Origin of the sequence: Faecalibacterium prausnitzii, assembly GCF_049532945.1 — a bacterium.
GTDB classification, from domain to species: Bacteria; Bacillota; Clostridia; order Oscillospirales; family Ruminococcaceae; genus Faecalibacterium; species Faecalibacterium prausnitzii_N.
In genome coordinates this window covers 879,657-898,516 of record NZ_CP186691.1, presented here as the reverse complement: position 1 = coordinate 898,516, position 18,860 = coordinate 879,657, and the positions used below count along the sequence as shown (strand labels likewise).

At 60.8% G+C, this 18,860-nt stretch carries 15 protein-coding genes and 1 pseudogene; 5 read left to right on the top strand and 11 right to left on the bottom strand.

What is annotated here, in order from left to right:
- Nucleotides 1-2 precede the first annotated feature (2 nt).
- Complete coding sequence (locus tag ACNQFG_RS04480) at nucleotides 3-590, top strand: RICIN domain-containing protein (RefSeq protein WP_423406153.1); 588 nt, start codon at nucleotides 3-5, stop codon at nucleotides 588-590.
- Nucleotides 591-803: 213 nt separating this feature from the next.
- Nucleotides 804-1,325 carry an NUDIX hydrolase gene (locus ACNQFG_RS04475; protein ID WP_423406152.1) on the top strand — a complete coding sequence of 174 codons (522 nt, stop codon included), beginning with the start codon at nucleotides 804-806 and terminating at the stop codon, nucleotides 1,323-1,325.
- A gap of 88 nt (nucleotides 1,326-1,413) precedes the next feature.
- Here ACNQFG_RS04475 and ACNQFG_RS04470 read toward each other — a convergent pair.
- A pseudogene (locus ACNQFG_RS04470) lies at nucleotides 1,414-2,468 on the bottom strand (PTS transporter subunit IIC).
- 358 nt (nucleotides 2,469-2,826) lie between these two features.
- Between ACNQFG_RS04470 and ACNQFG_RS04465 the strand changes: the two are divergent.
- Complete coding sequence (locus tag ACNQFG_RS04465) at nucleotides 2,827-4,410, top strand: GH25 family lysozyme (RefSeq protein WP_423406151.1); 1,584 nt, start codon at nucleotides 2,827-2,829, stop codon at nucleotides 4,408-4,410.
- A 67-nt stretch (nucleotides 4,411-4,477) separates the two neighbouring features.
- On the opposite strand, the gene ACNQFG_RS04460 is transcribed toward ACNQFG_RS04465, so the two are convergent.
- From ACNQFG_RS04460 to ACNQFG_RS04425, 8 genes are all read right to left on the bottom strand, one after another.
- On the bottom strand, nucleotides 4,478-5,374 hold the full coding sequence (locus ACNQFG_RS04460; RefSeq protein WP_423406546.1) for an IS3 family transposase: 897 nt from the start codon (nucleotides 5,372-5,374) through the stop codon (nucleotides 4,478-4,480).
- Nucleotides 5,323-5,679 (bottom strand): helix-turn-helix domain-containing protein, encoded by a 357-nt coding sequence (locus tag ACNQFG_RS04455; RefSeq protein WP_173016547.1) that lies wholly within the window; start codon nucleotides 5,677-5,679, stop codon nucleotides 5,323-5,325. The genes ACNQFG_RS04460 and ACNQFG_RS04455 overlap by 52 nt, the downstream gene beginning before the upstream one ends.
- A 94-nt stretch (nucleotides 5,680-5,773) precedes the next feature.
- The gene (gene dnaJ, locus ACNQFG_RS04450) at nucleotides 5,774-6,955 is read right to left on the bottom strand and encodes a molecular chaperone DnaJ (protein WP_423406150.1); all 1,182 of its coding nucleotides are present in this window, start codon (nucleotides 6,953-6,955) and stop codon (nucleotides 5,774-5,776) included.
- Nucleotides 6,956-7,113: 158 nt separating this feature from the next.
- Nucleotides 7,114-8,943 carry a molecular chaperone DnaK gene (dnaK, locus tag ACNQFG_RS04445; RefSeq protein ID WP_005943578.1) on the bottom strand — a complete coding sequence of 610 codons (1,830 nt, stop codon included), beginning with the start codon at nucleotides 8,941-8,943 and terminating at the stop codon, nucleotides 7,114-7,116.
- Between the two features lie 101 nt (nucleotides 8,944-9,044).
- Nucleotides 9,045-9,665 (bottom strand): nucleotide exchange factor GrpE, encoded by a 621-nt coding sequence (locus ACNQFG_RS04440; RefSeq protein WP_423406149.1) that lies wholly within the window; start codon nucleotides 9,663-9,665, stop codon nucleotides 9,045-9,047.
- A complete protein-coding gene (gene hrcA / locus ACNQFG_RS04435; protein ID WP_423406148.1) occupies nucleotides 9,662-10,735 on the bottom strand; it encodes a heat-inducible transcriptional repressor HrcA in 1,074 nt (357 codons plus the stop codon). Before hrcA ends, ACNQFG_RS04440 begins: the two co-directional genes overlap by 4 nt.
- Before the next feature lie 188 nt (nucleotides 10,736-10,923).
- Complete coding sequence (locus tag ACNQFG_RS04430; RefSeq protein ID WP_423406147.1) at nucleotides 10,924-11,466, bottom strand: stage V sporulation T C-terminal domain-containing protein; 543 nt, start codon at nucleotides 11,464-11,466, stop codon at nucleotides 10,924-10,926.
- A gap of 85 nt (nucleotides 11,467-11,551) precedes the next feature.
- Entirely contained in the window at nucleotides 11,552-13,003 is a 1,452-nt protein-coding gene (locus tag ACNQFG_RS04425; RefSeq protein WP_423406146.1) for a GGDEF domain-containing protein, read from the bottom strand.
- Nucleotides 13,004-13,297: 294 nt separating this feature from the next.
- Between ACNQFG_RS04425 and ACNQFG_RS04420 the strand changes: the two genes are divergently transcribed.
- Nucleotides 13,298-14,482: an aminoacetone oxidase family FAD-binding enzyme gene (locus ACNQFG_RS04420; protein ID WP_423406145.1), complete on the top strand. Its 1,185-nt coding sequence runs from the start codon at nucleotides 13,298-13,300 to the stop codon at nucleotides 14,480-14,482.
- 139 nt (nucleotides 14,483-14,621) lie between these two features.
- Here ACNQFG_RS04420 and ACNQFG_RS04415 read toward each other — a convergent pair whose 3' ends face one another.
- Nucleotides 14,622-16,127, bottom strand: coding sequence for an alanine/glycine:cation symporter family protein (locus ACNQFG_RS04415; protein WP_423406144.1), 1,506 nt, complete (start codon nucleotides 16,125-16,127; stop codon nucleotides 14,622-14,624).
- A gap of 378 nt (nucleotides 16,128-16,505) precedes the next feature.
- On the opposite strand from ACNQFG_RS04415, the gene ACNQFG_RS04410 reads away from it, so the two are divergent.
- Nucleotides 16,506-17,423: a hypothetical protein gene (locus ACNQFG_RS04410; protein WP_423406143.1), complete on the top strand. Its 918-nt coding sequence runs from the start codon at nucleotides 16,506-16,508 to the stop codon at nucleotides 17,421-17,423.
- Here the strand turns inward: ACNQFG_RS04410 and ACNQFG_RS04405 are convergent.
- Nucleotides 17,330-18,772 (bottom strand): PLP-dependent aminotransferase family protein, encoded by a 1,443-nt coding sequence (locus ACNQFG_RS04405; protein ID WP_423406142.1) that lies wholly within the window; start codon nucleotides 18,770-18,772, stop codon nucleotides 17,330-17,332. The genes ACNQFG_RS04410 and ACNQFG_RS04405 overlap by 94 nt on opposite strands.
- Between the last annotated feature and the right edge of the window lie 88 nt (nucleotides 18,773-18,860).

Genomic DNA, 18,860 nt, shown 5'->3' with positions numbered 1-18,860 from the left:
CTATGGCAAAAGCATCGCAGGTCGTTTTAATGGAAAATGAATTTTATATCATCAAAGCCCCCAATGGAAAGGTACTGGAAGTAAAGAACTTCAACACCGAGAACGGCGCGGCCATCCAGCTGTGGAGCTATGCAGGCCATCCGTGGCAGCAGTGGCAGTTCGTGGATGCAGGCGAGGGCCGCTGGCGCATCTGCAACCGCTTTACCGGCAAGATGATGGATCTGGCCCTTGGCGGTGTGGTGGAGGGCACATGGCTGCACCAGTGGGACCGCACCAGCGGGCTGAGTCAGTGCTGGGCGCTGGAGCCCACCCGCAGCGGGCGCACCCGCATCCGCAATGTGCTGGCGGATAAATACATCGACCTTGTGGGTATGAACACCTCCAACGGCGCACAGGCCCAGATCTGGAACTTTGTGGCCGGCGGCAATCAGGAGTGGAACCTTGTCCGCGTGGACCCCACTTCCACCCAGATCAACGCGCGCGGCAACGAGGCGCACGACCCGGAACCCACCCCCTCGCAGCGCAAGCATCAGAACGACCTTGTGCGCAAGCTGAACAATGCGGGCAAGGGCCGCGCTGCACGGAAATAAAAAAGAACGAAAAGACCCTCTCAGACTCGCATCCGCTCGCCAGCTCCCCCGTCGGGGAAGCTTTGATGCTGACAGAACTCAACATCAAAACCTCGCCCTTTGATAGACTCCCCCGGCCGGGGGAGGTGGCACGCTAGTGCCAGAAGGGGACAAGGCGGCATTGCGGAGCAATGACGGAGAGGGTCTCTTTTATTATCAGAAGGAGAACGCTTCATGAACCCTGAACTTCCCATGCGGAACACGACGCTGTGCTATCTGGAGCAGGACGGCAAGTGGCTGATGATCCACCGCGTCACCAAGAAAAACGACATGAACCACGACAAATGGATCGGTGTAGGCGGAAAGTTTGAGCGGTTTGAAAGCCCGGAGGACTGCCTGCTGCGCGAGGTGCGGGAAGAGACCGGCCTTCAGCTGACCCGCTTCCGCTGCCGGGGCATCGTGACCTTCATTCTGGGCCGTCTGACCGAGTACATGCACCTTTACACCGCAGACGGCTGGACCGGTGAACTGATCCGGGACCCCGCCCGCAACGAAGGCGTGCTGGAATGGGTGCCGACGGACACCGTCGAAACGCTGCCCATCTGGGAGGGCGACAAAATCTTCTTCCGGCTGCTCAAAGAGGACCGCCCGTTCTTCTCCCTCAAGCTGACCTATGAGGGGGATACGCTGACGCAGGCCGTGTTGGACGGGAAGGAACTCCCTTCGGCATCCTGCGGATGCCACCTCCCTCAGTGAGGGAGGCTTTGCAGCAATACCGCTGCGTCAAGGCCCCCTCCCAGAGGGGGCTGGCACAGCGAAGCTGTGACGGAGGGAATTCTGCCTTTTAATTCAGTTTCAGGTCTCCCTCTTTGATCCAGCCCAGCTTGCGCTCGATCTCGCAGAAGATCACACTCAGCACGGCGGGCAGAACAAAGCACAGCAGCACCATGGCAGCCCAGTCCATCGGGGTGATGGCGGCTTTAGTACCGGCGGCAATATCGCTGACCCAGCCGGTGTACACGCCGATCTGGCCCACCAGACCGCAGGTGCCCATGCCGGAGGACACGGCGGCACCGTTCATCTCAAAGTGGAACACGCAGGTGGCCAGCGGGCCGGTGATGGCACTGGCCAGTGTGGGCGCGATCCAGATACGGGGGTTCTTGACGATGTTGCCCATCTGCAGCATGCTGGTGCCAAGGCCCTGACTGACCAGACCGCCCACGCCGTTCTCCTTGTAGCTCATCACGGCAAAGCCGATCATCTGGGCGCAGCAGCCTGCCACGGCGGCACCGCCGGCAAGGCCGGTCAGACCCAGCGCGGCGCAGATGGCGGCAGAGGAAATGGGCAGGGTCAGCGCCACGCCCACAATGACGGATACCAGAATGCCCATGACCAGCGGAGCCTGTTCGGTGGCCCACATGATCAGGGTGCCCACCTGACTTGCAGCAGCGCCAATGGGTGCGGCGATCAGCATGGAAAGGCCCACGCCGGAAAAAATGGTCACCAGCGGGGTCACGAGGATGTCCACGTCTCCTTGCTCACGGCCTTGCCCAGTTCGGAAGCCACGATGGCAATGATGAGCACGGCCAGCGGGCCGCCTGCGCCGCCCAGAGCATTGGCCGAGTAGCCTACGGTGATCAGGCTGAACAGCACCAGCGGCGGGCAGTGCAGTGCCCAGCCAATGGCGCAGGCCATGGCCGGGCCGCTCATGGCCGTGGCGTAGCCGCCAAGGTCTACCAGCACGTCAAGGCCGGTCTGCTGGCCCAGCGTCTTGATGATGGTGCCGATCAGCAGGCTGGCAAACAGGCCCTGCGCCATGGCACCCAGCGCTTCAATGAGATAGCGCTGCGGGGTGATGACGATATCTTTTCGTTTCAAAAACTCCTTGAAGCTTGCCATAGAATTTTCCTCTTTTCTTCTCCGGTCATTTCTGCAACCGGACTGCATGTCCATCATCATACCATACACCTGTCAAGACAGCAAGAGAAAAACGCTTTTTTCGTGAAAAGAACCAAATTTTGAAGCGCTGGATGCAATTTTTCCGCAGGCTGAACCGTATTGCCTGTGGAGCGATTTTTCTCTTTTCCGTTCGCTGTTTTTCCTTCGCACCGCCGCAAAGAAGATTGACGGATACCGGGGTTGGGTGTATACTGGAAGAGTGAAATCAGGATTTCTGGATCGGTCCCGATTCTACCGGGCTTTGCGGGCCGCACGGCGGCTGCACGTCCGATCTTATTTGGAGGCAAAAGCAAACGGCATGAAACACAAATTTCCATCGGTTCCGGATCGTACATCCGATCAAAACACCCGCCGCAATGCGGGGCAGGCCATTGCCGCCTTTGTCATGGCGCTGGCTCTGACCGTGGGCGGCGCGAGCACCACCATCCTGCTGGCTACCCAGCCTGCGGGTCTGACCGTCGCGCCTGCGGCGGTGGAGTGGGAGGCCCCCGCCATCAGCCTTCAGCCGGAGAAGAGTGCCTCCACGGAGGCCGCTTCGGAAAGCACGGCGGAAGCGTCTGCTTCCAGCACGGCTGCGGAGGAGACCGCACCGGCACAGGCCCCTGCTTCCTCTGCCGCTGTGCCTGTGGCCCCGACGGAGGCTGAGGTGCCTGCTTCCAGCACCGAACCTGCGGCGGAAGCCCCCGTTGAAGAAGCCCCCGCCGCTGTGCCGGACGAGACCCCTGCGGAGCCGTCCGCTGGGACTCCCGCCGCCGACCCGATGGCCGGTCCTGCCGAGGAAAACGACCACGAAAACGCCCTCTTCCCCCACTTCGTGCAGGAGACTGCGGAACTGGCCGCAGAAGACCCGCTGAGCGCCCCGGTGGAAACGCTGGAAGCGGAGGCCGCCGAGACCCCCGCCGCCTCTGAGAACGGCGAGGCTGTCGCTTCTGCCGGGATCTCCGATACCAACGGCACCATCCTGCTGACGCCGGAAGAGATCCGCGCCGCGCTGGACGCCGGAACGCTGGACGAAAGCAGCGTCTCCGCCCAGTGCCTTGACAGCGAGAACGGCTTCCTGAAATGGCTGTGGAACCTGCTGTTCGGCAAGAAGGAGGAAGACAAGCCCTCCACCTCCACACCTGCTGCACCTGCACCGCGCCCCACCTACTCCGGCTGGCGGACCGTGAACGGCAAGACCTATTATTATGAGCAAAACACCACCGACCCCGTCACCGGCATCCGCTCCATCGACAACAAGCTCTATTACTTTGATGCCAATGGCGTCCAGCAGAACGCCACCTTCGGCATCGATGTCTCCAAATACCAGTCCAGCATCAACTTTGAGCAGGCCAAGCAGGCCGGCGTCGAGTTCGTCATCATCCGCATCGGCTACCGCGGCTATGGTGCTTCCGGCACGCTGGTGCTGGACCCCATGTTCGAGGAGCATTTCACCAATGCCCGGAACGCCGGTCTGCGGGTGGGCGTCTACTGCTTCACCCAGGCCGTCAATGAGAACGAAGCCCGCGAGGAAGCGCAGGCCTGCGTGTATGTGCTGAACGGACGCAAGCTGGATTACCCCATCTTCTTTGACACCGAAGCATCCGGCGCTTCCAATGGTTCCGGCCGCGCCGACGGTCTGGGTATGGAGGACCGCACCAAGTGCGCGGTTGCCTTCTGCGAAGAGATCAAGGCTCTGGGCTATCAGCCCGGCGTCTACGCCTCCACCACCTGGTTCCGCAAGCGCCTGGACATGAGCAGGCTGACCCAGTACAACATCTGGAATGCCCACTACAACGTCGCCAGCAGCCCCATTGCCTGCAACATGTGGCAGGGCAGCTGCACCGCCCGCATCCCTGGCTACGGCGGCCAGATCGACGTGAACATCAGCTACATGGGCTGAGTTCAGAAGACACAAAAGACCCTCCCGGAACATTGAAATGAACCCAAAAAGTTAGACAAAAATTGAATTAAGCAGCTCCAACGGTCTGAATCCTGTACTGTACAGGGCTCAGACCGTTTAGTTTTAATTTGATTCGGCGATTGTTGTAATAGTCGATGTAATCGACAATAGCCTTTTTGAGCTGGTCAATGGAATCAAATTTTTCCAGATAGAACAGCTCCGTCTTGAGCAGTCCGAAGAAGTTCTCGGCAACAGCATTGTCCAGACAAGTGGCTTTCCGAGACATACTTTGCGTAATTCCTTTTGCTTTCAGTAGATTCTGGTAGGACTTCATCTGGTATTGCCAGCCCTGATCCGAATGCAGAGTCAGATTGTCAACCTTGTCCGGCAGCTTTTGAAAAGCACCTTCCAGCATATCCGTGATTTGCTTAAAGTTCGGATGGCGGCTCAGATTGTAGCTGACAACTTCGCCATTGAACAAATCAAGAATTGGAGACAGGTAGAGTTGCTGGTCGTTCACTTTGAACTCGGTAACATCTGTGACCCATTTCCGATTCGGCTGGTCTGTCTTGAAATGCCGTTCCAGCAGGTTTGGAGCTACTTCTCCAACTTCGCCTTTGTAAGAACTGTACTTCCTTTTTGCACGAATCTGACAGACTAAACCAAGCTGCTTCATGAGTTTCCGAACCGTCTTGTGGTTCACACAAATATCGTTGTTATGCAGTTCTTTTGTGATTCTGCGGTATCCGTATCGTTTTTTGTTCTCGTTGAAGATTATAACAATCTGTTCCTTTACCATCTGGTATTTGGCAGGATTCTGAGACTGGTGCAGATAGTAGTAGAACGTGCTGCGAGGAAGTCCGGCAAGTTGCAGCAGTGCTTTCAGAGGGTATTTCTGCCTTAGTTCCTGAACTACTTGTGCTTTCTGTTTTGGCGTTCCTCTTCCAGCACCAAGGCATTCAATTTTTTTAAGTAGTCGATTTCCATCCGAAGCCGCTGATTTTCTGCAATAAGATCTTCTTCTACTTGCTTATCCAGCTTTGGCTTCCGACCTTTCTGCGTCCCACTGGCGGCACAGGCTCGTCCTCGACGCTCTAACAGAAGTGCTTCTTCTCCTTCCTCCCAATAAATGCGCTCCCAGTCCCTGAGTGTACGGTCCGAAATGCCATATTCTCTGGACGCTCCCTTAAAGCTCAGGTTTTCTCTGTGGATTCGTTTAATGATTTCTACCTTCTGCGTTCCGTTGTACTTTCGTTGTCCCTTTGGCATACAAAAACACCCCATTTCCTAAACAGTATACCATACTGTCTAACAAATGGGGTGCAGTTCAACATTTCCGGGAGGGTCTTTCTGTTTCTGGAGATCAGTTGAACATGTCCTTCAGCTTTTTGAAGAAGCCCTTGCGCTTTTCGTAGTTTTCTTCTTTCAGGGTGCCCTCGAACTTCTTCAGGGCCTCCCGCTGGGTCTTGTTCAGCTTCTTGGGGATCTCCACCTCGCACTTGACGTACATATCACCGCGGCCGCGGCCATTCAGGTACTGGATGCCCTTGCCGCGCAGGCGGAAGGTGGTGCCGCTCTGGGTGCCCTCGGGCACGGTGTACTCCACCTTGCCGTCAATGGAAGGCACCTGCACGGTGTCGCCCAGCACGGCCTGACTGTAAGTGATGGGCACGGTGACCCACACATCGTAGCCGTCGCGCTGGAACACCTCGCTGGGGCGCACCGTGACCATGACGATCACATCACCGGAGGGACCGCCGTTTGCACCGGCATCGCCCATGCCGCGCAGTGCAAAGCTCTGGTCGTCGTCGATGCCCATGGGGATGGACACCTCCAGCGTCTTTTTAGCAGCCACCTTGCCGCTGCCATGGCAGACCTTGCAGGGATTCTTGACCAGCTTGCCCTTGCCGCCACAGCGGGAGCAGGGCTGCTGGGTCTGCATCACACCAAAGGGGGTGCGCTGCTGACGGATCACGAAGCCGCGGCCGCCGCAGTCCGGGCAGGTCTCGGGGCTGGAACCGGCGGCACAGCCGCTGCCGTGGCACTCGGTGCACTCCTGCTGGCGGGTGATGGTGATGTTCTTCTTGCAGCCGTGCACGGCCTCGTCAAAGCTCAGGGTGATGCGCACGCGGATATCCTGACCCTTGCGCGGTGCGTTGGGGTTTGCCTGACGGGACGAACCGCCAAAGCCGCCGAAGCCGCCGCCAAAGATATCGCCGAAAATGTCGCCCAGATCCACGCCGTCGCCGCCAAAACCGCCAAAGCCACCCGCACCGGGGCCGGGGCCGCCGCCGTTCTGTGCTGCATAGGCAGGGTCAACACCTGCAAAGCCGTACTGGTCGTACAGCTGGCGCTTCTTCGGGTCCGAAAGCACCTCGTTTGCTTCGTTTACTTCCTTGAACTTTTCCTCGGCATCCTTATCGCCGGGGTTATAGTCCGGGTGGTATTTCATTGCAAGCTTGCGGTATGCCTTTTTGATCTCGGCATCGGTCGCAGTCTTGGATACCCCCAGCACTTCGTAGTAATCACGCTTTTCCTGTGCCATATCCACTCACCTCTCCGGGAACGTTTGATCCGGGAAACGCCCCGGTTGGTTCCTCGCTCTATAACCAGCAAGAGCCGCTCCGGCAAAACCGGAGCGGCTTTTGCTATTCCACGCGTGCGTCCGCCGGTTTGGCCGGGCACACACTGCTGTGTTTTTTATCAGACTTCCTTGAAGTCGGCATCCACAACGCCGTCATCACCCGGCTTCTGCTGGTTGTTTGCACCTGCGTCGGGGCCGGGCTGTGCACCGGCGGCCTGCTGTGCGGCAGCGGCTGCCTGATACATCTTCTCGAACACCTGGCTCAGAGCTTCCTGCTTTGCCTTGATGTCGTCCACGTTGCCGGACTGAACAGCGGTCTTCAGGTCGGCCAGCTTGCTCTCGGCCTCGCTCTTCACGTCGGCGGGCAGCTTGTCGCCGTTCTCCTTCAGCATCTTCTCAGTCTGGAACACCATCTGGTCGGCACCGTTGCGGATATCGACCTCTTCACGCTTCTTCTTATCGTCGGCAGCAAACTGCTCAGCTTCCTTCACAGCCTTGTCGATGTCCTCCTTGGACATGTTGGTGGAAGCGGTAATGGTGATGTTCTGCTCCTTGCCGGTGCCCAGATCCTTTGCGCTGACCTTCACGATGCCGTTTGCATCGATATCGAAGGTAACTTCGATCTGAGGCACACCACGGGGAGCCGGAGCGATGCCGTCCAGATGGAAGACACCCAGGCTCTTGTTGTCGCGTGCGAACTCACGCTCGCCCTGCAGAACGTTGACCTCAACAGAGGGCTGGTTGTCTGCAGCGGTGGAGAACACCTGACTCTTGTGGGTGGGGATGGTGGTATTGCGGTCGATGATCTTGGTGCACACGCCGCCCAGAGTTTCAATGCCCAGGCTCAGCGGGGTGACATCCAGCAGCAGCAGGCCCTTCACATCGCCCTGCAGCACGCCGCCCTGAATAGCAGCGCCCACAGCCACGCACTCATCGGGGTTGATGCCCTTGAAGGGCTCGCAGTTCAGTTCCTTCTTGACTGCATCGTAGACAGCGGGGATACGGGTGGAACCACCGACCATCAGGACCTTCTTCAGGTCAGAGGGACGCAGGCCTGCATCCTGCAGAGCCTTGCGGACGGGGCCCATGGTGCGATCGACCAGATCAGCGGTCAGCTCGTTGAACTTTGCGCGGGTCAGGGTCATATCCAAGTGCTTCGGGCCGGTAGCATCGGCGGTGATGAAGGGCAGGTTGATCTGGCTGCTCATTGCGCTGGACAGCTCGATCTTTGCCTTCTCGGCAGCTTCCTTCAAACGCTGCGCAGCCATCTTGTCCTTGCGCAGGTCGATGCCGTTCTCGGTCTGGAAGGCATCTGCCATCCAGTTGATGATGCGCTCATCGAAGTCATCGCCGCCCAGATGGGTATCACCGTTGGTGGCCAGAACCTCGGTAACGCCGTCGCCCATCTCGATGATGGACACATCGAAGGTGCCGCCGCCCAGATCGTAGACCATGATCTTCTGGTCTTCTTCCTTATCGATGCCATATGCCAGAGAAGCGGCAGTAGGCTCGTTGATGATACGCTTGACGTTCAGGCCTGCAATGGTGCCTGCGTCCTTGGTAGCCTGACGCTGGCTGTCGTTGAAGTATGCAGGAACGGTAATGACAGCCTCAGTAACAGGCTCGCCCAGATAAGCCTCGGCATCCGCCTTCAGCTTCTGCAGGATCATAGCGCTGACCTGCTGGGGAGTGTACTCCTTGCCGTTCAGGGTCACCTTGTGGTCGGTGCCCATGAAGCGCTTGATGGAAGCAACGGTGTTCTCAGGGTTAGTGATGGCCTGACGCTTTGCCACCTGACCCACCAGACGGTCGCCGGTCTTGGTGAAGCCCACCACAGACGGGGTGGTGCGTGCACCCTCAGAGTTTGCGATAACAACGGGCTCGCCGCCCTCCATGACAGCCACGCAGCTGTTGGTAGTACCAAGGTCGATACCAATGATCTTACTCATAATGAAAACTCCTCTCGAAAGAACAAATCGTATTGTTTATGTGATGCTCAAATGTTTGTAAGCGGATGTTATATTCAAAACCCTTTCGGGTTTCTGCTTTGTTATTCGGCCACTACAACGGTCGCATGGCGGACGATCTTATCGCCCAGCTTGTAGCCCTTCTGGTAGACCGTGATGACGGTGCCGCTCTCCTGTCCGTCCGGGGCGGGGATCTGCTGCACTGCATTCATGAAGTTGGGATCAAAGGGCTTGCCCAGCGCCTCGATCTCCTCCACATGGAGGGCATCCAGCGCCTTGGCGGCCTTGTCCAGCGTCATGGTCACGCCCTTTTTGTAGTTCTCGTCGGTGGTGGGGGCGTTGGCTGCCATCTCCAGCGTATCCAGAATGGGAATGATCTGGTTTACCGCAAAGGAAACGCCATCGTTAAACTTCTGGTCGGCTTCGCGGGTGGAGCGCTTGCGGTAGTTCTCGTACTCCGCTGCCATGCGCAGCAGCTTTTCTTTGGTCTGGGCCGCTTCCTGCTCGGCTGCTTCCAGCTTTGCCTTTGCAGCTTCCAGGTCGCGGTTTTTCTTGAACCAGCCGTCCTTCTTCGCATCCTTGGGTTCCGCTGTCTCGGATGCGGGCGCAGCCTGTTCAGCGGCTGCTTCGGGTGCGGCCTGCTCAGCGGTCTTTGGCTCTGCGGCGGGTTCCGCCTGCGGGGTCTTCTTGGTTTCTTCGCTCATTCCAGATCCTCCTTATAGATCACAGTCCGCCGGGGTACGGCAGCCTGTGGGGTGTCTTTTCGTTTGCCGCTCATGCCCTCGCCCAGCTGGTCTGCAAAGTAATGCAGCAGCGGCATCAGCTTCTGGAAGGGCATCCGGGTGGGGCCGATCAATGCAATGGAGCCCCACAGGCCTCCGCCCACCAGATACCGGTCGCTCACGATGCACAGGCCCGGGATCTGCGGTTCCAGATCCTCGCCCAGCAGGATGCTCTCGCTCTGCTCTGTGGGCGGGGCGATGAGCCGGGCGGCCGCTTCCTCATCGCTCAGCAGGCTGAGGATGGAACCGACCTTGCCTTCCAGCTGGGGCCAGTCCAGCAGATACTGCTCGCCGCCCAGATAGACATGCGGTTTGGTGGAATCCTGCAGGATGGCCGCTGCCGCCGACACCACCGGCACCAGCTCCGGGTCGATCTGGCTGCACAGCTCTGCCAGCAGCCGGGTGGAAAGATCCACCGGCGCTACAAAGGTAAGGTTGCGGTTGAGCAGTGCGGCAAGTGCTGCCGCATTCTCGCGGGAGAGGCCGGTGCGCACCCGTGCCACACGGGTACGAACGTAACCGGCCGTGGTAACGGCCAGCACAGCCGCTGCGCTGCGGCCCACCTGAACCACTTCATAGTGGGCGATGCACAGATCCTCGGCGCACGGGGTGCTGATGGCGGCGGTGCAGCCGCTGATGGCGGCCAGCGCCTTGGCGGCACCTGCGGCCAGCTTTTCCGGCTCATGGTCGAGGCTTGCGAACACCGCATCCACACGGGCGCGGCTCACACGATCCAGCGGCTGATCGTCGGTCAGCAGATTATCAAGGTAGTAACGGTAGCCCTTGGCGCTGGGCACACGGCCCGCGCTGGTGTGGGGCTGCTCCAGCAGGCCCAGCTTTGTCAGCGCCGCCATCTCATTGCGGAGCGTTGCGCTGGAAACTGCCATGTCAAAGTAGTTTGCCAGCACGCTGCTGCCAACGGGCTCGCCTTCGAGACCATACAGCGCCACGATCGCCTGCAAGACTCGCTGCTTGCGTGCATCCATCGTCATAGCGCCTGCCCCCTTTTTGCGTTTGCTTTGTTCGTTTAGCACTCCTTGTTCCTGAGTGCTAAGACCATTATAGCCAATTTTTCCGCGCTGTCAATAGGTTCGCAGAAAAGTTTTGAAAGATTCACAAATTGGTCATAAGCAAACGGCCCACGCCGAGGCGCAGGCCGTTTGTTTCTATTATAAGGTATTCACTCTTCCATCTGCCTTGCCAGAAATGCCGCTGCCACAGCTGCGGCCTTTTCCTGTGCGGCATCCGGCTGTGCCGCCCGGTCCTCGGTCAGAAAGCCTACGGCACCGGTCACATCTCCCGCCGCGATGATGGGGCAGACGCAGAGCAGAGCGCGCTGCGCCCCCTCGCAGGGCAGGAGGGCCTTTTCCGGGTCGCCGCTGCTGACGTAGAGCTTCCGGCTGTCCATCAGCTTTTCCAGCGGCTGGCTGATGCTGCGGTCCACAAGGTCCCGCCGCCCGGCACCGGACGCCGCCAGGATGCGGTCCCGGTCACAGACGAAGGCTGTCAGTGCGAAGCTCTTGCTCAACGCATCCACATACTGCGTCGTCACGCTGCTCAGCTCCCCCACTGGCGAATACTTTTTAAAGATCACCTCGCCGTCGCCCGTGGTGAAGATCTCCAGCGGGTCGCCGCGGCGGATGCGCTGGGTGCGGCGGATCTCCTTGGGGATCACCACCCGGCCCAGCTCGTCGATGCGGCGCACGATTCCTGTTGCTTTCATAACACATTCTCCCTTTCTCGGTCCCACGTTTCCTTGGTTCCCAGATTTCGTTTCCTGTGGTTATTTTGTGGTAGAGAAAGGAGAATTATTCAAGCGCGAAGCTCTGCCTGCGGGAGCTGCCCTGTTTTTGCTTGTCCTCATACATCCGGTGGTCTGCCAGGATGCGGATGTTGCGGACGTCGGCCCGGTCGGCCGGGTAGCAGGCCGAACCGCAGCTGGTGCCAATGCCGATGGTCCGGCCGTCCAGCACATAGGGCTGCCGGATGACCGATTTGATGGTCTCGACCCGCTGGGCGCACCCGTCTGCATCGACTTCGCCGTTCACGATCAGGGCAAACTCATCGCCGCCGATGCGGAACGCAAAGTCGCTGCTCCGCACACAGCTCCGCAGCCGGTCGGCCACGGCCCGGAGCAGCTGGTCGCCCACATCGTGGCCGTAGGTGTCGTTGACCGGCTTGAACCGGTCCAGATCCAGATAGAACAGAGCAAAGGGCTGGCGCGCCTCTTCCTTCTGCTTCAGGGTACTGTTGAAGCACCGCTCGTTGAACAGGCCGGTCAGGCCGTCGGTGTTGGCCAACCCCTCCAGTTTCCGGCGTTCCAGCGCTTCGGTGCGGAGGGCGTTTTCTTTTTCTTCCATTTCCAGTGCCGCATCCAGCTTGACCGACCGCACCATCGCCACGGCCACGCTGCCCATCAAAAAAAGCAGCAGCAGGATGGTGACCTTCTGGATCTTCCGCATCCCGGCATCGACGACATCGCGCTCCACGATGCCCACGATGGTCAGGTCCTGAAAGCCCACCGGCTGATAGACCAGATAATAGCCCTTGCCGCCGTACCGATACCCGGTGCTGCCGCTGCCGCCGCTGCGCACGTTCTCCCGCATGGCGGCAAAGCCGTCGGCATCGACCTCGGCATTTTTCTCCAGAAAATCGAACAGGTTCGTCATCCAGGATTCGATCTCACTCTTCGGCTCCTCGGACAGCATCACGCTGCCGTCCGGGTAGATGATGTAGCAGTCGCTCTGGCCGTTGTAGGCATGGCCGCCGATCATCTCTTCCAGCATTGCATTGTTGTAGCTGACGGCAATGCAGGTGTAGGTCACACCAGAGACCTCGACCGGCCGGATGGGCACGGTGAACACGACCCGGCGCTCGCCCGTGCCTATGACATAGCTGCTCACGCTGGACCGGCCGGTCGCATACGTCGCCGCAAACGCGCCCCACAGTTCCTGCGCCTCTCCGCTCTCTCCGGTGGCTTTCAGATACTGGCTGGACTCATTGAACAGGTACAGCTCGCTGTACCGCCAGGTCGTTTTTTCGCGGTTGAAGTGGCGCAGACTGGCCCGGATGGCCGTTTCGTCTGCCTCCTGCAAGCTGTTGCCCCACTCGCTCAGCACGTTCCAGTTGCGCTGCGCAAACATGGTAAAAGTCTTGTTCACCTGCTCGTAGGTCTCCAGCAGGTTTTGGGTGCTCTCCCGATAGAACTGGCGCTGCACATACACCAGATAGCCCACAATGTTGAAAAGGCACACCACCACCAGGAGCGTAAGCGCAGCCGCTCGCCGTCTGCTTCTCCCCATCCTATGATCCCATGACATATTCATCGTACCCCCGAATTTTTTCGAGAGAAGTTAAAATTTCTTAGCCGCATCTTTGCTGCATCATTTCAAACTTACCATATTCTTCCTCTTCTGTCAATGCTCTTCCGTAGTTTTTTACGTTTGAACTCTGGCCGTTTTTTCCGGTTTATGCTATACTGGGTCTGTTCTTCAGGCCCTGCGCCGCACGGGAGGGTTCCGGCGGCTTTTTCTCTTTTCAGAAAGGATCGTTTCATGCAACAGATCGTGATCTTAGGCGGCGGTGCGGCCGGGATGGCGGCGGCGCTGGCCGCAGCACAGGCGGCCCCCGCCGGGGCAGTGCGCGTCACCGTGCTGGACCGCAACCCCCGCTGCGGCAAAAAACTGCTGGCCACCGGCAACGGCCGGTGCAACCTCAGCAACACCGGCATCGCACCGGCGTGCTATTTCACCGCAGACCCAAAGGCGCTGGCCCCGCTGCTGAACGCCGTGAACACCGCCGCGCCGCTGGAATGGTTCCGTGCGCTGGGGCTTTACACCCGCACCGACGAGGCGGGCCGGGTGTATCCGTACTCCAATCAGGCGGCGGACGTGCTGGCCCTGCTGGAGGGCCACATGGCCCGGCTGGGGGTGGAGGTGCGCACCGGCTGCACCGTGCGCACCCTGAGCCAGAGCCGCAGCGGCTACGCCGTCCTCTTTGACAGTGCCGAGCGCAGCAACGAGACGCTCCATGCCGATGCCGTCATCTGCGCCATGGGCGGCGAGGCAGGGCCGCAGTTCGGCACCGACGGCTTTGGCACCCGGTTCGCCGCCCAGTGCGGCGGCAGGGTGGAGCCGCTGTACCCCTGCCTGACCGCCCTGCAGACGGCCCGGCCCAACAAAGCGCTGGCCGGCATCCGGGTCAAGGCCCGCGCCGCGCTGCTCGACCTGGACCGCCACACCCTGCTGGCCGAGGAGACGGGCGAGGTACAGTTCACCGATTACGGCCTTTCCGGCATCTGCATCATGCAGCTGTCCGGCCTGCTGGCCCCGGGCCGCGGCCCCAAGGCTCCTGCTGTGGAGCTGGACCTCTTCCCCGCGCTGGACGAGGCCGCGCTGACGGCCCTGTTCGCTGCGCGGGTGCCCCTGCTGCCGGGCCGAACGCCCGCTGATTTCTGGACGGGGCTGCTCAACCCCAAACTGGGCCGCGCCCTCTGGGCAGCGGCCCGCCTGCCGGACACACCGCTGGACACCCTGCCCGATGCCGCCTGGCAGGTGCTGGCCCACACCGCCAAGCACTGGCGCTTTGAGGGGCTGACCCCCTGCAGCTGGAAGCAGGCCCAGACCACCGGCGGCGGGCTGGCCCTGCGGGAGGTGGATCAGCTTCCAGTTCAAGGGCTGTCCGGGCCTTTACTTTGTGGGCGAAACGCTGGACTGCGCAGGCAGCTGCGGCGGTTTTAACCTGCACTGGGCGTTCGGCAGCGGCATCACCGCCGGGCGGGACGCCGTGCGCACCCTGCGCCGCCCGCACAAAAAGAGATGACAAGACCCGGCCCTCTCCTGCACATCTGCCGGAGAGGGCCGGGTCTTTTTGCGTTCTTTATTCGTTTGCAGCTTTGTCCAGCGGGGCTTCCTCCGCTTCTTCCTCCTTCTGGTACTCCGCAAAGGCCGACCACATGGGTTCGACCCACTTGCCGTGGAACTTGCGGTCCACATAGTTCCGGGTAATGGCCGCGACCGTTCCCGACAGGCTCAGCACGCCGATCAGGTTCGGGATCATCATCAGACCGTTGAACGTGTCGGAAAGATCCCACGCAAGGCCCAGCTTCATGGTGGCACCCACCAGCACCATAGCCACGAAGACCACCTGATAGCCCATGCTGGCCTTGGTGCCGAAGAGATACTCCACGGCCTTGGTGCCGTAGTGGCTCCAGCCCAGCGTAGTGGAGTAGGCAAACAGCAGAATGGAAACAGCAATGAACTTGGGGCCAAAACTGCCGAACACGGTGGAGAAGGCTTCGCCCACCAGCGCAGAGCCCTGCACCTCGGTGAGCATCCGGCCGGTGTTCAGGTCCACGAAGCCGGACGTCAGGATGACCAGAGCAGTGAGCGTGCAGACCACGATGGTATCGGCAAACACCTCAAACACGCCCCACATACCCTGATGCACCGGCTCCTTGACGTTGGAAGCGGAGTTGACCATGACGGCAGAGCCGAGACCGGCTTCGTTGGAGAAGGCACCGCGCTTGAAGCCCCAGGTGATGGCGCGGGACACACCGTAGCCCAGCGCACCGCCGCCTGCCGCCTGCATAGCGAAAGCTCCTTTGAAGATGGCCGCGAACGCAGCCGGGATCGCCGTGACATGGGTCAGCACGACCGTCAGCGCACCCAGGATGTAGAACAGCGCCATCAGCGGAACGACCTTTTCCGTCACGGCCGCCACCCGCTTCAAGCCGCCCAGGATGACCAGTGCGGACAGCACCGCCAACAGGATGCCGGTGAGGAGATTCGGCACCTGGAAGGCCGCATTCATGTTGCCCGCGATGGAATTGATCTGGCTCATGTTGCCAATGCCGAAGGAAGCCAGAATGCAGAAGCAGGCAAACAGCACTGCCAGCACCTTGCCCAGCTGTTTGCAGCCCTTCTTGCTGCCCAGACCGTCGGCCAGGTAGTACATCGCGCCGCCGGACCACTCGCCGTCGGCGTTCTTGCGGCGGTAAAAGATGCCCAGAACGTTTTCCGAGTAGTTGGTCATCATGCCAAGCAATGCCATGACCCACATCCAGAAGATGGCACCCGGCCCACCGGAAACGATGGCCGTTGCCACACCCACGATGTTGCCGGTGCCGATGGTGCCCGCCAGCGCCGTGCACATGCTTTGGAACTGGCTGATGGCCTTATCGTTCTTTTCGGTATGGGCCGTGATGTCCCGGTCGGTGAAGATGGCACCGATGGTGTTCCGCAGCCAGTACCGGAAATGCCCGAACTGGAAAAAACCGGTGCGCACCGACATCACAAAGCCGGTGCCGAACAGCAGCGCCAGCCCCACCGGCCCCCAGACGATGCCGTTGACAACTCCATTCACGCTCGTAATGGTCTCTAACATGATCGTTCCCCCTCTGCAAAACAAAAAGCGGACAGAACGCCAAAGGCTCTGCCCGCAAAACGCAGCTTCCCGCACAGGGGTCTCCTGCTGCTGACAGACACACCCCTTTGTGCGCAACAGACGGCGGCTCCGCCGTCTCCCCTCATTCTGTTCCCGTGTGATGCACAGTTCCGTTTGTCTGTGCGTGATAGAAGAACTGTATCATAGTTTCCCGCCGCTGGCAAGCTTTTTGTTTCAATTTATTCTGAGGTTTCATCTTTGATGCAAAGTGGATGAATTTTATTTTCGTATGACTTTTCCGCACAGCCCGCGTTTTTTGTATAATCCGCAGGCAGCGGGGCCATCCTTTCCGTAACACCGGCAAAGGAGGAGTCAGGAATGCACAAAGGCGGGTGGAAGCCGTTCTGGGCCGCACTGGGGGCGGCGCTTCTGGTGCTGCTGCCGCTGGTAGGCGGCACTGTCCTGCTCACCCGGCAGATGCTGCGCCAGCAATGGCTGATGCAGACCGCCGAGCCGCAGCGGGGTGTGCCCATCGACCTGCCCAAAGCCGACGACCGGATGACGCTGCTGCTCTGCACCGCCGGGGAGCAGCCCGGCTTCGTGCTGTTCTACCTGAACGCGTCCCAGAACGCCGCCCATCTGCTGGCGGTGCCGGGGCAGCTGACGGTGCCGTTCGGCGGCGGCGAAGCCTCGCTGGCCCAATGCTATGCAGCAGCCGGCCCGGCGCGGTGCCGTCAGGCCCTGTTGGAAACGCTGGCCCTGCCGGAGGATACCCTGTATCTGGCCCTCTCGCCCGCCGTGCTGGAAATGCTGGCAGCGCGGTATGGGGCCGTGCGGGTCAGCCTTTCGGGCGCACTGACCGCCGAGGAACTGGACGCCCTCGGCCAGAGTTCCAGCGTCCAGACCTTCCGCGCACGGGAGGCATCGGATCTTCTGACCGGGCTGGACGCCGACGGCCTTCTGCCGCCCAGCCGCCGGGCCGCAGCCCGCGCCGCCGTGTGGGACGCCTTTTTCCGCCAGAACTTCGAGCTGCTGCCCTCCACCCTGCCGGAGGCCCTGCGCAGCCAGAGTTCCTCCCTGCTGACCGACTTTGCAGCCCAGGACTACACCCTGCTGGGTGACATCCTCGAATTTCTCGTGAACCGCGCGGCGGTGTTCCAGTCGGACGCCCTGCCCGGCGCGTGGGACCGCAAGGCGGGCACTTACACCGTCACCGAGGCATCCCGCGCAGCGGTGCAGACCTTCCTCAACGTCTCCCCCACCGAGGCGCAGGCCTCGTCCTTCAGCGAGCCATAACCCAGCACCAGCGTGCCCGCAAGGCCGCGGGCGCTTCCGGTCAGGTCGTAATCACTCAGCAGGCTCAGCCGGACGCCCTCGGCCTCGGCAGCAGCCCGGAGTGCCGCATCCGGCGGGGCATCCCGGAGTGCCGCCAGCAGATGCAGACCGGTGTGCAGGCCGGAAAAACGAAGCTCTCCCGGCGCGAAGGCTGCATTCAGCGCCCGGACCAGCGCATCCCGCCGGGCCTTGTAGGCCACACGTTCCCGGGCCAGATGCCGGGTGAAGTAGCCCTCGGTGATAAAGCGGGCCAGCGTCTGCTGCTCAAACCGGCTGACCGGGCTGGAATAGAGCCGATACGCTGCCCGCCACGCCGGGAGCAGCTGAACCGGGAGCACCATATAGGCGATACGGATGCTGGGAGCCAGACTGCGGGAGCAGGTGGAGAGGTACACCACCGGGCCGTCTGCACCCGCCATGCCCTGCAGGCTGGGCAGAGGCCGGGTATCAAAACGGAACTCCGAATCGTAATCGTCCTCGATGATGTAGCGCTCCCCCGGCCTGCGGGAAGCCCAGTGGAGCAGCTCGGCCCGGCGTCCGGCGGGCATGGTGGCCCCGGTGGGGAACTGGTGGCTGGGGGTCACATAGCAGACCGCCGCACCGGAGCGGGACAGCGCCTCGATGGACAGGCCGTCCGCATCCACGGGCAGGCAGCAGCAGGAGACGCCGTTGTTCTCCAGCACCCGCCGGGCGCGGGGGTAGCCGGGGTTCTCCACCGCTGCAGGGCCGGGCAGCAGCGGTGCCAGCAGGCCCAGCAGATATTCCAGACCTGCCCCCACGACGACCTGCTCCGCCCGGCACCGCACGCCCCGGTATTCTTCCAGATATTCCGCCAGCGCCTGCCGCAGGGCCGGGTCGCCCTGCGCATCGCCGTGGGTGAGCAGCTGGGGCGAAGAATAGAGCAGCTCCTTTTGCAGCCGCGCCCATGTGCGGAACGGGAACAGCTCCGGGTCTACCCCGCGGGTGGAAAGGTCGTACCGCACCGGCAGCACAGGCGGTCCCGCCTCCGGCTGGGGTAGGAGCGCGGCGGGCGGCGGCGCGGCCGGGCGGATGGGCAGGGCCAGATATTCCTGTACATAAAAGCCGCTGCGCTCCCGCGATTCCAGATACCCCTCTGCCGCCAGCATCTGATAGGCGGCATCCACCGTATTCACCGAGACGGACAGTTCTGCCGCCAGCCGCCGCTTGCCGGGCATCCGGGTGCCCGCCGGGATGGCCCCGGTGCGCATCTCCTCGGCCAGGCTCTCATAGAGCTGCTCGTACAGCGGCACCGCCGAGGCCGCATCCAGTGCTGTCGTCAAATGGAACACAAAACCCCTCCTCTTTTTGGGCATTCCCTCAAACTGACCCCATTAAAAAACTTTATTCTGGGTATTTTCATGGTGTCAGTTCTGCGTA